Annotated in this window: 12 protein-coding genes and 1 pseudogene; 7 read left to right on the top strand and 6 right to left on the bottom strand. The window is 73.2% G+C overall.

What is annotated here, in order from left to right:
• Positions 1-19: 19 nt before the first annotated feature.
• Complete coding sequence (locus tag ACZ3TI_RS28245) at positions 20-1,066, bottom strand: NADH-quinone oxidoreductase subunit B family protein (protein ID WP_465730981.1); 1,047 nt, start codon at positions 1,064-1,066, stop codon at positions 20-22.
• Between the two features lie 133 nt (positions 1,067-1,199).
• Complete coding sequence (locus ACZ3TI_RS28250; RefSeq protein ID WP_465730983.1) at positions 1,200-2,891, bottom strand: enoyl-CoA hydratase-related protein; 1,692 nt, start codon at positions 2,889-2,891, stop codon at positions 1,200-1,202.
• A gap of 237 nt (positions 2,892-3,128) precedes the next feature.
• Between ACZ3TI_RS28250 and ACZ3TI_RS28255 the strand changes: the two genes are divergently transcribed.
• Positions 3,129-4,022, top strand: coding sequence for a hypothetical protein (locus ACZ3TI_RS28255; RefSeq protein WP_465730985.1), 894 nt, complete (start codon positions 3,129-3,131; stop codon positions 4,020-4,022).
• A gap of 36 nt (positions 4,023-4,058) precedes the next feature.
• On the opposite strand, the gene ACZ3TI_RS28260 is transcribed toward ACZ3TI_RS28255, so the two are convergent.
• Entirely contained in the window at positions 4,059-4,667 is a 609-nt protein-coding gene (locus ACZ3TI_RS28260; RefSeq protein ID WP_465731201.1) for a hypothetical protein, read from the bottom strand.
• 110 nt (positions 4,668-4,777) lie between these two features.
• Between ACZ3TI_RS28260 and ACZ3TI_RS28265 the strand changes: the two genes are divergently transcribed.
• Positions 4,778-5,281: an N-acetyltransferase gene (locus tag ACZ3TI_RS28265; protein WP_465730987.1), complete on the top strand. Its 504-nt coding sequence runs from the start codon at positions 4,778-4,780 to the stop codon at positions 5,279-5,281.
• A gap of 54 nt (positions 5,282-5,335) precedes the next feature.
• On the opposite strand, the gene ACZ3TI_RS28270 is transcribed toward ACZ3TI_RS28265, so the two are convergent.
• Positions 5,336-6,193 carry an alpha/beta fold hydrolase gene (locus ACZ3TI_RS28270; RefSeq protein ID WP_465730989.1) on the bottom strand — a complete coding sequence of 286 codons (858 nt, stop codon included), beginning with the start codon at positions 6,191-6,193 and terminating at the stop codon, positions 5,336-5,338.
• Between the two features lie 130 nt (positions 6,194-6,323).
• Here ACZ3TI_RS28270 and ACZ3TI_RS28275 point away from each other — a divergent pair, with 130 nt between their 5' ends.
• From ACZ3TI_RS28275 to qcrB, 5 genes and pseudogenes are all read left to right on the top strand, one after another.
• Positions 6,324-6,827, top strand: coding sequence for a MarR family transcriptional regulator (locus ACZ3TI_RS28275; protein ID WP_465730991.1), 504 nt, complete (start codon positions 6,324-6,326; stop codon positions 6,825-6,827).
• A 102-nt stretch (positions 6,828-6,929) separates the two neighbouring features.
• A complete protein-coding gene (locus tag ACZ3TI_RS28280) occupies positions 6,930-7,574 on the top strand; it encodes a hypothetical protein (RefSeq protein WP_465730993.1) in 645 nt (214 codons plus the stop codon).
• A 48-nt stretch (positions 7,575-7,622) separates the two neighbouring features.
• Positions 7,623-7,913: pseudogene (locus tag ACZ3TI_RS28285) on the top strand (outer membrane protein assembly factor BamB family protein); the annotation flags it as partial.
• Between the two features lie 151 nt (positions 7,914-8,064).
• Positions 8,065-8,484 carry an SsgA family sporulation/cell division regulator gene (locus tag ACZ3TI_RS28290; RefSeq protein ID WP_465730995.1) on the top strand — a complete coding sequence of 140 codons (420 nt, stop codon included), beginning with the start codon at positions 8,065-8,067 and terminating at the stop codon, positions 8,482-8,484.
• Positions 8,485-8,599: 115 nt separating this feature from the next.
• Positions 8,600-10,306, top strand: a complete 1,707-nt coding sequence (gene qcrB, locus ACZ3TI_RS28295; protein ID WP_465730997.1) for a cytochrome bc1 complex cytochrome b subunit — start codon at positions 8,600-8,602, stop codon at positions 10,304-10,306.
• Here the strand turns inward: qcrB and ctaF are convergent.
• Complete coding sequence (ctaF, locus tag ACZ3TI_RS28300; protein WP_465730999.1) at positions 10,275-10,667, bottom strand: aa3-type cytochrome oxidase subunit IV; 393 nt, start codon at positions 10,665-10,667, stop codon at positions 10,275-10,277. The genes qcrB and ctaF overlap by 32 nt on opposite strands.
• Entirely contained in the window at positions 10,664-12,352 is a 1,689-nt protein-coding gene (gene ctaD, locus ACZ3TI_RS28305; RefSeq protein ID WP_465731001.1) for an aa3-type cytochrome oxidase subunit I, read from the bottom strand. The genes ctaF and ctaD overlap by 4 nt, the downstream gene beginning before the upstream one ends.
• Between the last annotated feature and the right edge of the window lie 156 nt (positions 12,353-12,508).

Here is a 12,508-nt window from a genome sequence, read left to right on the forward strand (position 1 = left end):
GGTGTGCGGCCCTGCGACGTCACCAGGGCGGGCGGTAGCCCGTGGTCAGGTGGCGGCCGGTGTGGCGCCACTTCGGTTCCTTGTCGAGGGTGTGCAGTGTGATCGCGCGCAGCCGGCGGATCACCGCGCCGTACGCGCCGCTGGCGTTGCTGGAGATCCGCGAGCCGGGCGGCGGGTCCATGAAGGGCATGAACTTGTCCGGGAAGCCCGGCATGGTGCAGGCGATGCAGATGCCGCCCACGTTCGGGCAGCCACCGATGCCGTTGGTCCAGCCGCGCTTGGTGACGTTGCACTTGACGACCGGTCCCCAGCAGCCGAGCCGCACCAGGCACTCGGGCGTGCCGTAGTCGGTGGCGAACTGGCCCTGCTCGTAGTAGCCGCCGCGGTCGCAGCCCTCGTGCACGGTGGCGCCGAACAGCCAGGCCGGGCGCAGCTTGTCGTCCAGCGGGATCATCGGCGCGGAGCCGGCCAGCTGGTACAGCAGGTAGGTGAGCGTCTCGGCGAAGTTGTCGGGCTGGATCGGGCAGCCCGGCACGCAGACGATCGGCAGTCCGGCCTTCGACTTCCAGTCCCAGCCCAGGTAGTCCGGCACGCCCATGGCGCCGGTCGGGTTTCCGGCCATCGCGTGGATGCCGCCGTACGTGGCGCAGGTGCCGATCGCGACCACGGCGGTCGCCTTGGGCGCGAGCCGGTCCAGCCACTCGCTGGTGGTGATGGGCTGACCGGTGACGGGGTCGTCACCGAAGCCGCACCAGTAGCCCTCCTCCTTGATGTTCTCGTTGGGGATGGACCCCTCGACGACCAGGACGAACGGCTCGATCTCGCCGCGGTCGGCCTTGAAGAACCACTCGACGAAGTTGTCCGCGCCCTGGACCGGGCCGCACTCGAAGTCGATCAGCGGCCAGTGCACCGCGACCTTGGGCAGGCCTGGCAGCGCGCCGGTGACGATCTCCTCGATGCTGGGCTGCATCGCGGCGGTCAGCGAGACGGAGTCACCGTCGCAGCTGAGGCCGGCGTTGATCCAGAGAATGTGCACCACGTCGGTGTCGGTTGTTGCAGCACCCATGAGGATGCCTCCTCGGGGATGGGAGCCGGACGAAATGGCTCGAAACCCAGTCATAGCAACACTCCGGCCCGCGCGCCGGTCCGGAGGTCCGGCCGGGCCACCCAGGGAGCGCAAGCCGACCGTGCCGTTCGGGTCACGTCCGGGCGAGGAGCCCGGCGGGCACGGGGCGCTTGCGGACGAACGCGGACCGCAGCGCGTGGTACGGCGATTCGGGGGTGAAGAACTGCCGGCGCATCACCGCCAGCTCCTCCGCCCGGTAGGCGGCGAGCGGCTTGGCCGCCTCGTCGGCCTCGCGCGCGGCCTTCTTCGCCGCGATCCGCCGCTGGGCGGCGGGCGAGGCGGCGAGCAGCCCGGCCAGTCGGGCCACGCCCGGCCCGAACTCCTGGGGCCCGCAGTCCAGCACCCGGTCGACCAGGCCGAGCCGCTCGGCCGACGCGGCGGAGACCGGCAGCGCCCGCCGGGTCAGCCGCTCGGCCTCGGCCGGCCCCACCCGGCGCGGGAGGGTGTACGTCCAGTACTCCGACCCGTACAGCCCCATCAGCCGGTAGTGCGGGTTGAGGACGGAGCCCCGACGGCACCACACCTCGTCGGCCGCCAGGGCGAGCATCGCCCCGCCGGCCGCCGCGTTCCCGCCGAGGGCGGCGACCACCAGACGGTCGGTGGTGGTGAGCACCTCGGCGACCAGGTCGTCCATCGCGGTGATGTTGGCCCAGGACTCCGCGGCCGGGTCCGGCGCGGCCTCGATGACGTTCAGGTGGATGCCGTTGGAGAAGAAGTCCCGGGCTCCGCCGAGCACCAGCACCGCGGTCGGCCGGCGCAGCGCGAAGCGGTACGCCGCCAGCAGGCGGCGGCAGTGCTCGGTGGACATCGCGCCGCCGGGGAAGGAGAAGCGCAGGAAGCCGACCGGGCCCTGCTCGCGGTAGTCGAGGTCCGTCCAGCCGCGGTCGCTGGCGGTGGACGCCACCAGCGGCGCCGCCACCTCCGGCAGCGCGGGCAGCAGGGCGCCGAGCGCCGTCACCGCCGGGAGTTTGAAGGTCGCGGGCCCGCCGGGCGGGCGCCGGCGCCGGAGTTCGGGGATCCACACCGCGCCGTCCGTGGTGGCCCGGCACACCGCCCCGGCGCGGGTGGCGACCAGTTCGCCCGGGCGGCCGCGCAGCAGCGGCTCCGGGTGCCCGCCGTGCAGGTACCACTCGTCGCCGGCCAGCGTGTCGAGCACCCCGGGCTGGGAGTCCGCCGCGCGGAGCTTGCGCAGGACCGTTTCGGTGCAGTCGCCCGCCCAGTCGATCCGGCGCTCCTCCTGCCGCAGGAAGGGCCGCACCCGGACCGGCTCCCGCCATTCGGGACCGTGCTGCGGCTGCGGCGCGTACGAGCCGGCGGCGAAGCGCTCGACGGCGCGCAGCGCGGCCCGGACGGCGGCGTCGGCGACCTCGTTGCGGTACAGGTCGCTCTTCCCGAGGGCGGGAAGAGCGCAGGGCTCCCAGGCCCAGACCGGGCCTGCGTCCATCTCCGCCTCGGCCTGGAGCACCGTCACGCCCCAGTCGGCGGCGCCATCCTGGACCGCCCGGTCCAGCGAGGAGGGGCCCCGGTCGCCGGGCGGGCCGGGGTGGACGACCAGGCAGGTGAGCGCCGACCAGACGTCCTCGGGGATCGCGGTGCGCAGCATCGGCGCCAGCAGCAGGTCCGGCGCGAGTCGGCGGATCGACGCCCGCAGCTCCTCGTCGTCCCCGGCGAGCCGGACGTCCACGGTGTGCCGCCGGTCCCGCAGTTCGGCGTGGAGGCGCTGGCTGAGGCTGTTGAAGGCACTGGCGAGGAGCAGGATCCGCATGTCTGCCTCCGGGGGTGCGGGCGAGCCGGGAACCCGGCGATCATCACCCCCGGTCCGGCGGTGCCCCGTCCGGTCAGGCATGCCGCGCCGCCCGTTCACCCGGGTGGGGGCGGCCGGCCGGGTCCGTGGGCTTGGTGGCTCGCGACCGCGGAGCGAACGTCACCGGGGACGCCCTGGTCAGGCGCTCGGCGTGCGGCCCGTAGCATGGCCACCTTCGGAACAGCGGTGCGAGGAGAGGTGCGGGACGTGCGCGGGGGCGAGCTGGTGGGCGGTCTGGGGCGACTGGTCGGAGCGGCGGCGGGGGCGGCAGCGGGGGCGGCGGCCGGGTTGGGCGAGGCCGGGCGGCAGGCCGTCCTGCGGGGCGGGCGCGGAGCGGCGGCGGGCGGGCGGTGGGTGCACACCGCCCTCGCCGCCGTCGCGCCGCCGCTGGTCCCCGCCACCGAGCCGTGGAAGCTGTCGGTGGGCACCCTGATCGGCCGCCACCCGCTGTCCCCGGCCGTGGTGCACAAGCTGCTCGGGCTCCTCGACGGCCTCGGCGCCGTCCACCTGGGGCCGTCGCAGGTCGGCTTCGACGGCGAGGAGGTCGAGTGGGACAAGGTCGTGGAGATCCGCACCCGCAACGCCTTCGAGGTGCTGACCACCACCGCGCTGGAGCAGGAGGTGGACCGGATCCGCGAGTTCCTCCCGCCGGTGCCCGGCCGCAAGTGGGTCGTCACCCGGGCCGGCGAGGCGCTGGCCACCGTCGTCCTCGCCGCCCTCGAACGCGCCTCGGCCGACCAGCGTCTGGACGAGCTGACCGTCCCGGCCCGGATCGTCCACCGCGGCCTGCTCGGACGGCAGAAGACCATGGAGGCGGGCGTGTTCGCCGCCGCGGCGCTCGTCGTCGCGGACGGGGCCGGCGAGAGCCTGATCGCCACCGCCCGCAGCCGGGGCATCCCGGTCCTGCCGGTGGACGAGCTCGCCGAGTCGACCGACGCCGCCCGGGTCGCGGTGCTCCGGGAGCGCACCGACTCCGTCGCCCGGCTGCTGAGCCGCATCGAGCAGAGCGACCCGCAGGAGCCGGAGGCCGTCCCGGCGGCTCCGCAGCCGCCGCTGTCGCTCGACAAGGCCGGGAGCGACAACGGCCGGTAGCGGCAGGGAAGTCGGGTGGCGGCCGGGCGTGGGCGGTCAGTGGCCGCCGCGCGGCTCCTCGCAGCCGGTGCCGTCCGGGTAGCCCGCGAAGGCCTCCGCCTGGGTGGCGGCGCTGTTCATCGTGCCCTCCAGGCACAGCCCGGTGGCGTCGACCAGGAAGCTGACGCCGCCCGGGCCGTTCTGGGTGACCTTCACCCTGGCGGGCTGGTAGCCCAGGCCGGTGAGCAGGCCGCGGGTACTGTCCGGGGTGAAGTCGCCCCGGGTGCGGAGGGGTTCGAGCGCTCCCTTGATCCGCTTGACGGCGTCCAGGCCGTCGCAGCGGCGCCGGCCGTGCAGGGGGATGGGCACCTTGAAGCCGTGGTTCTCGGCGTAGTGATCGACGAGCGGGCCGGTCGACTCCTGGCCGCCCGCGCTCGCGGTCGGGGTCGGGGTCCTGGTCGGTGTCTCGCCGGGGCAGGGGAAGTCCGCCTGACCGGCCGTCACCCCGCTCCCGGCCGACGGCACCGCCGTCGTCGCCGTCGCCCCCGCTGCCGGCGCCCCCGCACCGCCGGGCGCGTCCACGTGCTTCGTCCCGCACCCTGCCGCCAGTACGGCCAGGGCCGCCACCGCCGGTATCCGGAGGTGCCCCCACCTGGTCCCGATCATCGTCACCCCGTGATGATGCCCCGTCGGCCGGTCCGGCGTCATCCCGGGGGTCCCGCACCGCTCCGATAATCCGAGCAGGCCGGAGCCCCGCTCGGTTAGCCTCCGGGATCATGACCTGGTTGCCAGCCGATTTCGTCCACCCCGTCCATGTGCCGCTGCCCGGTGGCGGCTACCACCTGCGCCCGATCGCCGGGACCGACACGGAGCTCGACTACCCCGCCGTGATGGGCTCCCGGGAGCGCCTCTGGTCCATCTACGGCAAGGCCTGGGGCTGGCCCGCCGCCACCATGACCTACCAGGCGGACCTCGACGACCTGATCCGGCACGAGCGCGAGATCGCCGCCCACGAGTCGTTCAACTACGCGCTGTTCGACGAGGCGGAGACGGCCCTGCTCGGCTGCGTCTACATCGACCCGCCGCAGAAGGCCGGGTCGGACGCCGAGGTCTCCTGGTGGGTGGTGGACGACCGCGTCGGCACCGAGCTGGAGCGGGCGTTGGACGCGCTCGTCCCGCGGTGGATCGCCGACGAGTGGCCCTTCCGGCAGCCCTGCCTGATCGGCCACGAGGTGTCCTGGGCGGAGTGGCTGGCCCGGCCCGCGGCCGCCGACGCCTGAGTCCGGAGCCGCGCGCGCCTTCGGCCGGTGGGTGATGACGGCCGGGGGCGGCCCTCACCGACCCAGGACGGCCTTCAGCATCCGCGCGGTGGCACGCGGGAAGGCGGTGTTCCCGTTGTGGCCGCCGGGGAAGACGACCGGCTCCGCGCCCAGCAGCTCCGCCAGCGCCAGCGCGCAGCGGTAGGTGTGCACGGTCGGCCGGGTGTCCTCGCCGGTCGCCGGGACGATCCGGGTGCCGCCGGCGCCCGCCGCGGCCCGGGCGATCTCCGCCGGGCCGAGGCCGTCCGTGGTGACCGCCGTGAACTCCGTCCCGATGAAGTAGCCGAAGTTGGCCAGCCGGCGGGGCGTCAACGGCTGCGGGGTGAGGCCCTTCTCGGTCCGGTCGCGTGCCGGGTCGATCCCGAGGTGCCGGGCGATCGCCGGGAAGGCGGCCGCCGCGCCCCCTTCGGCGTAGGCCTCCTGGATGCGCATCAGCTCGTCCACGTGCTCCGCCCGGCCGTCCGCGGGCAGCAGGTTCGGCACGACGGGCTCGTGCGCGATGAGCGTGTCCAGCACGCCCGGATGCCGGGCGACGACCTGGAGGCCGATCGCGGCGCCCATGCTGAACCCGGCCATCAGCGCCGGCCCGTCGGTCACCTCGGCGAGCAGTCGGGCGACGTCGTCGGCGTGGTCGGCCATGGTGACGGGGGCGGCCGGGTCGTCAAGGATGCTGCGGGACAGGCCCCGGCGGTCGTAGGTGACCACGGTGAAGGTGTCCACCAGGTGCGGGACGAGGTCGACGGTGCGGTCCGCGTCACCCTCACCGCTCTGCGAGAGCAGCAGTACCGGCCCGCTGCCCTCGACCCGGTAGTGGAGCGTGGCGCCCGGGACGTCGAGCGTGCGGACGGCGGCTGCGGTCGGGCCGGTGGCCATGGCGTGTTCCCCTCGGTCGGTTGCCGGCGGCGGTTCCCGTCCGGCTCCAACAGGATAAAGCATCGAAATAGATGCATCAAGATGGATGCATCTATTTCTGATACATCTACCTCGATGTACTCTTGCGGACATGAACGGAGTAGAGCTGTTCCTCCTGGGCCGCACCCTCATGAAGATCGGCGAACAGGCGATGCCCCAGCCGAACCGGTCGGACCGGTCGGAGGCAGCGGCACCCGGCTCGGTCCGCTCGGTCCTGGTCACGCTCGGCGACGTCCTCGCCCACCCGGGGACGACCGTCGGCGAGATCGCCGCCCGTACCGGCCTGCCGCAGAGTCAGGTCTCCACCGCCGTCGCCCGCCTGGTCGAAGCCGGCTCGGTCGACACCGAACCCGACCCCGCGGACCGCCGCCGTCGGCTCGTCCGCCCCGCCCCGCACCCGTCCGCCCGCGTCGCGGAGGTCCGCTCCACCACCATCGACGACGCCCTCGCCGCAGCCCTCACCGCGCCCGACGGCACCACCCCGGACCGGCAGTTGCTCCACGAGGTGTCGGCCGCCCTCGACACCCTGGCCCGCCACCTCACCCCCGCCGCCGCACGCCCCCGCCGACCGGTCGGGGACGGCCCCGAGGCATAGGAGGGCCGCCCAACGCGCCCCATCCGAGCACAAGTTCGGGTTCAGGCAGGTCAGCGCGCGGTGTTCTGGACGAGGCCCGACGCGGCGTCCCAGGATGAGTCCATGACGGACGACGAATCGGCGCAGCCGCCCGCGCCGGGCACCGGGTGGGCCCGACGCCTGGACTGGGGAGCGGTCGGGGCGATCTCGGGCGCGGTGGCCGCACTGATAGCGCTGGTCGCCTACCTGCTGCCACCGGACGCGCCGCAGTCCTCGGCCGCCCCGGTGGCCACCAGCCCCGCCCCGCAGCCGCCGGACCCGCTCCCCACGCCCACACCCACACCCGCCCCCACACCCACCCCCAAGCCGGCCCCGACGCCCACCCCGACCCCGGAGCCCGATCCGCCCTCCCCGGAGCCGAGCCCGTCACCGATCCGCACCCGGACCCCCACCCCGACGCCGGAACCACCGCTCCCGGCGGTCCGACCCGGCGGCTGCGACGGGGCCGAGACGGCGCTGGCCACGTACCGCCGCAACGCCGGGAGCACCCGCCGCAGCCAGGCGGACGCGGCGAGCCAGGCCCACCAGGACCTGATGGGCGCCGGTCTGGACGCGCAGGGCGCGGTCGGCTCGACGATCCGGCGCCTGTCCGCCGAGTTCCAGGAGCTGGGCTTCCGGTTGAGCGGCATGGTCATGGCCGATCCCAACCAGGTGATCACCGACATCAACGCGGACACCGCCCAGCTCAGGAGGCTGTGCGGATCCTGACGTGACGACACGGCAACTGCCGTCTTCGAGGCCGGAGCGGTCGTCCGCGCCTTCGACGCCGCCACCGGGGACGTGCGCTGGACGGGCGAGCTGTCCACGGATTCGGCCGCGCTGACCATGGCGCTGCACTGCGCGGACGGCAACGTCTACCTGTGGATCAAGACCAAGATCTACGCCATGGACGCGGCCACCGGGGCGCCCAAGTGGAGCTACCAGTTCGGCGGCAAGGCCGACGGCACCGGCCCGATCGCGTTCTGGGCGGGCGCCGGCACTCTCCTCGGCAACACCGACCAGGGCCTGGTCGCCATCGCCGCCGACGGCAAACCCGCCCGCGTCTGACCCACCGTCACCGAGCAATTCGCCTTGGCATGCAAGGAAGTTGTGAAGCCTCGGCGCAATCCGACTGCACCGCAGGGCATCGGGTAGGCGCGGGACGGGGGCGTCGACCCACCCGGGGTCGGCGCGTCACGACCACTTGGAGGGTCGCCCGATGCAGATGCCCGCCCACCCGCTGCCCGTCACCTTCCCCGACAGCCCGCTGCCCGACGTCCCGGTCGTCGCGGAGCTGCGGTTCGACCCGAGCCTGCCGTACGCGGCGTGCCTGGCGTTCCCGCTCACCCCGTGCGACTGCGTGGCCGAGGACGCGCAGGTGTGCTGGTACTTCAGTCGCGAGCTGCTGAACGAGGGGCGGCTCGGCCCGGCCGGCAGCGGCGACGTCCGGGTGCGCCCCGGGCACGAGGGCGAGGTCCTCATCACCCTGCGCGGGCCCACCGGCAAGGCCGTCCTCAGCGCCCCGGAGGAGGAGGTCACGGCCTTCCTCTCGGACTCCTTCACCCTGGTGCCCGCCGGATCGGAGTCCGAGCACCTCGACGTCGACGCCGCGCTCGCGAGACTGCTCCCGGACGACTGACGACGCCGCCGCCGAAGCGCACCCGTTCCGCCGTCGGAGTGATCTGCCGCCGTCCGCCACGGGAACCGCAGCGCTCGGCCGCGCCGCGCGCTGCGACTCCCACTAGGTTCCTCCCGTGGACGTAACCAGGGCTTCGATCGGGCGCGAGCCGTCCGCCGGTGAACGCGTCGCGGTCGGCCTGGACCGGCGGCTGCCGGTCATGGAGGCCGGCCGGGAGCTGCTGCGCAAGGTGTTCCCGGACCACTGGTCGTTCCTGCTGGGCGAACTCGCCCTGTACAGCTTCGTCGTGCTGCTGCTGACCGGCGTCTACCTGACGTTCTTCTTCGACCCGAGCATGAGCGAGGTCGTCTACGACGGCGCCTACCTGCCGCTGCGCGGCGTGCGGGTGTCCGAGGCGTACGCGTCGACGCTGCGGATCAGCTTCGAGGTGCGCGGCGGGCTGATGATCCGTCAGATCCACCACTGGTCGGCGCTGTTGTTCGTCTCCGCGATCGGCGTGCACCTGCTGCGGGTGTTCTTCACCGGGGCGTTCCGCCGCCCGCGCGAGCTCAACTGGGTCATCGGGGTGACGCTGTTCAACCTCGCGCTGCTGGAGGGGTTCTCCGGCTACTCGCTGCCGGACGACACCCTCTCCGGCACCGGGCTGCGGATCGCCGAGGGCGTCCTGCTCTCGGTGCCGCTGGTCGGCACCTACCTGACCTTCTTCGCCTTCGGCGGCCAGTTCCCCGGCCACGACATCATCCCCCGACTGTTCACCCTGCACATCCTCCTGGTGCCCGGCCTGCTGCTGGCCCTGGTCGGCGCCCACCTGACGCTCGTGGTGGTGCTGAAGCACACCCACTGGGCGGCCCCCGGCCGCACCAACCGGAACGTCGTCGGCATGCCCTTCTTCCCGCAGTTCCTGACCCGCACGGCGGGCCTGGCGTTCACCGTGACCGGCGTCATGGCGCTGTCGGCCTTCCTCGCGGAGGTCAACCCGATCTGGCGCTACGCCTCCTACCGGCCCGATGTCGCGGCCGCGGGCGCCCAGCCGGACTGGTACATCGGGTTCATCGAGGGCGCCCTGCGGCTGATGCCGGCCGCCGAGACCGACCTGTTCGGGCACACGGTGTCCTGGAGCGTCTTCGTCCCGGCGCTGGTGGTGCCCGGCCTGCTGTTCGCGCTCCTGTACGCCTACCCCTTCGCCGAGCGGTGGCTCGACCCGGACACCGGCGAGCACCACCTGTGCGACCGTCCGCGCAACAAGCCGACCCGCACCGGGCTGGGCGTCGCCGGGATCACCGCCTACGCGGTGCTGCTGGTCGCCGGGGGCAACGACGTGATCGCGTACGCCTTCGGCATCTCGGTGAACGCGCTCACCATCGTGCTGCGGGCGGCGCTGGTCGTGCTGCCGCCCACGGCGTTCCTGCTCACCCGGCGGCTCTGCCTCGCCCTGCAGGCCAGGGACCGCGACCGGCTGCTGAAGGGCGACGAGACCGGCAGGATCGACCAGTCCCACGACGGCGGCTTCACCGGCCGCCGGCGCCCCGTCCCCGCGGACGAGCGCTTCGTGCTGCTGGCCCGGTCGACGCCCGAACCGCTGCCGGCGCCGGAGGGGGCGCCGCGGCGCGACCGGGTGCGCGCCGCGGCGAGCTCCTGGTTCTACCGTGACCGGGTCGAACTCCCGGCCGCCGAAGGGGAGTCGGAGCGCATCGCGGGCGTCCTCACCGCCCCCTCCCACCCCCGTACCACGCCGGAGGAGCCGCCCGCGCACACCAGGCCCGGGCTGGTCCGCCGACTCCTCGGCAGGCTCACCCGTCGTCGTCGCCGTACTGGAAGATGAAGCCGAACACCGCGAAGGCGAGCACCAGCGCACCCGCGACGATCAGCCAGCGGGCGAAGACCAGCCCGAGGGCGAAGACCGCCACACCGACCGCGGCGAGCACCGGGTAGCCGCTGCGGGCCGGGAAGAACCCCGCCGGCCCGGCGGTCTCCGCGATCTCGGCGTCCTTGCGGTCCTGCGCCCGTCCGCCGCCCCGCCGCCGGTGCTGGACGAACCAGAACAGCGCGATCAGCCCGGACATCAGGAACGCCACCGCCAGGATCACCGTGCCGGTGATCTCCCGGGACCAGAGCCCGTAGACCAGCCCGGTCACCGCGAAGAACGCCGTCATGACGGCGAACAGCCGGCCCTCCGCCTTCATCGCCCGCTCCCCCGCCCGCCGGTACGGCCGGAGGCCCCGCTCGACTCCTCGCTCGGCACCTCGGGGTGGTGCAGGTCGAAGGCCGGGGACTCGGAGCGGATCCGGGGCAGCGCGTGGAAGTTGTGGTGCGGCGGTGGACTGGAGGTGGCCCACTCCAGCGAGCGGCCCCAGCCCCACGGATCGTCCTCGGCGATCCGGGTGCCGTACCGGGTGGTGGTCCAGACGTTGTAGAAGAACGGCAGGTTGGAGACCCCGAGCAGGAACGCGCCCACCGAGGCGCACACGTTGAGCGCGGTGAAGCCGTCTACCGGCAAGTAGGTCGCGTAGCGGCGCGGCATGCCCTGGGCGCCCAGCCAGTGCATCACCAGGAAGGTGGTCTGGAACCCGACGAACAGGATCCAGAAGTGCACCTTGCCCAGCTTCTCGTCGAGCAGCTTCCCGGTCAGCTTCGGCCACCAGAAGTAGAAGCCGCCGAAGGTCGCGAAGACGACCGTACCGAACAGCACGTAGTGGAGGTGGGCCACCACGAAGTAGCTGTCGGTGACGTGGAAGTCGATCGGCGGCGCGGCCAGCAGCACCCCGCTCAGCCCGCCGAACAGGAAGGTCACCAGGAAGCCGACCGACCACAGCATCGGGGTCTCGAAGGACAGCGAGCCGTCCCACATCGTGCCGATCCAGTTGAAGAACTTCACCCCGGTGGGTACCGCGATCAGGAAGGACATCAGCGAGAAGAACGGCAGCAGCACCTGGCCGGTGACGAACATGTGGTGCGCCCACACCGACATGGACAGCGCGGTGATGGCGATGGTCGCACCGATCATCCCGTAGTAGCCGAACAGCGGTTTGCGGCTGAACACCGGGACGATCTCGCTGACGATGCCGAAGAACGGCAGCGCGACGATGTAGACCTCCGGGTGGCCGAAGAACCAGAAGAGGTGCTGCCACAGGATCGCCCCGCCGTTCGCCGCGTCGAAGGCGTGCGCGCCGAACTTCCGGTCCGCCTCCAGGCAGAGCAGCGCGGCCGTCAGCACCGGGAACGCCAGCAGCACCATCACCGAGGTGAACAGCACGTTCCAGGTGAAGATCGGCATCCGGAAGAGCGTCATGCCGGGCGCCCGCAGGCAGGTGATGGTGGTGATGAAGTTGACCGAGCCGAGGATCGTGCCGATGCCGGCCACCACCAGCCCGAACGCCCACAGGTCCCCGCCCGCACCCGGCGAGAACAGCGGCCCGTTCAGCGGCGCGTACGCGAACCAGCCGAAGGCGGGCGCGCCCTGGGAGGTGAGGAAGCCGCTCAGCACCATCAGCCCGCCGAGCAGGAAGGCCCAGTAGGTGAAGGCGTTCAGGCGGGGGAAGGCGACGTCCGGCGCCCCGATCTGCAGCGGCATGATCGCGTTGGCGAACCCGGCGAAGGTCGGGGTGGCGAACAGCAGCAGCATGATCGTGCCGTGCATGGTGAACATCTGGTTGAACTGCTGGTTCGACAGGAAACCCGTGTCCGGGCCCATCAGTTGGGCGCGCATCAGCAGCGCCAGCACGCCCCCGACCAGGAAGAACCCGAACGCGGTCGCCAGGTAGAGGTTCCCGATCACCTTGTGGTCGGTGGTGAACAGCCAGCGCAGCAGCGTGCTGCCCTGGCGCACCCGGGCCTTCGTCCGGGGCGACGCGGTGGACGTGGCGCTCATGGAACCTCCGCAGCGGAGCCGACGACGCCCCCGGTGGCGTCGCCGACACCCCCGCGCGCGGCGAAGGGCCCGCCCCGGCGCGCCATCGCCGACCCTAGCGGCGGCCGTCCGGCCCACCGGGGCGCCACGCGGTGCGCCGCCCCGGTTCGGAGGCCC

The sequence above is a fragment of the Kitasatospora sp. NPDC023120 genome, from assembly GCF_055560835.1.

Bases quoted from the DNA above. Each gene is read 5' to 3' on its own strand.
- ACZ3TI_RS28245 (WP_465730981.1), bottom strand. From the start codon at position 1,066: ATGGGTGCTGCAACAACCGACACCGACGTGGTGCACATTCTCTGGATC.
- ACZ3TI_RS28250 (WP_465730983.1), bottom strand. From the start codon at position 2,891: ATGCGGATCCTGCTCCTCGCCAGTGCCTTCAACAGCCTCAGCCAGCGC.
- ACZ3TI_RS28260 (WP_465731201.1), bottom strand. From the start codon at position 4,667: ATGATCGGGACCAGGTGGGGGCACCTCCGGATACCGGCGGTGGCGGCC.
- ACZ3TI_RS28265 (WP_465730987.1), top strand. From the start codon at position 4,778: ATGACCTGGTTGCCAGCCGATTTCGTCCACCCCGTCCATGTGCCGCTG.
- ACZ3TI_RS28270 (WP_465730989.1), bottom strand. From the start codon at position 6,193: ATGGCCACCGGCCCGACCGCAGCCGCCGTCCGCACGCTCGACGTCCCG.
- ACZ3TI_RS28275 (WP_465730991.1), top strand. From the start codon at position 6,324: ATGAACGGAGTAGAGCTGTTCCTCCTGGGCCGCACCCTCATGAAGATC.
- ACZ3TI_RS28280 (WP_465730993.1), top strand. From the start codon at position 6,930: ATGACGGACGACGAATCGGCGCAGCCGCCCGCGCCGGGCACCGGGTGG.
- ACZ3TI_RS28290 (WP_465730995.1), top strand. From the start codon at position 8,065: ATGCAGATGCCCGCCCACCCGCTGCCCGTCACCTTCCCCGACAGCCCG.
- ctaF (WP_465730999.1), bottom strand. From the start codon at position 10,667: ATGAAGGCGGAGGGCCGGCTGTTCGCCGTCATGACGGCGTTCTTCGCG.
- ctaD (WP_465731001.1), bottom strand. From the start codon at position 12,352: ATGAGCGCCACGTCCACCGCGTCGCCCCGGACGAAGGCCCGGGTGCGC.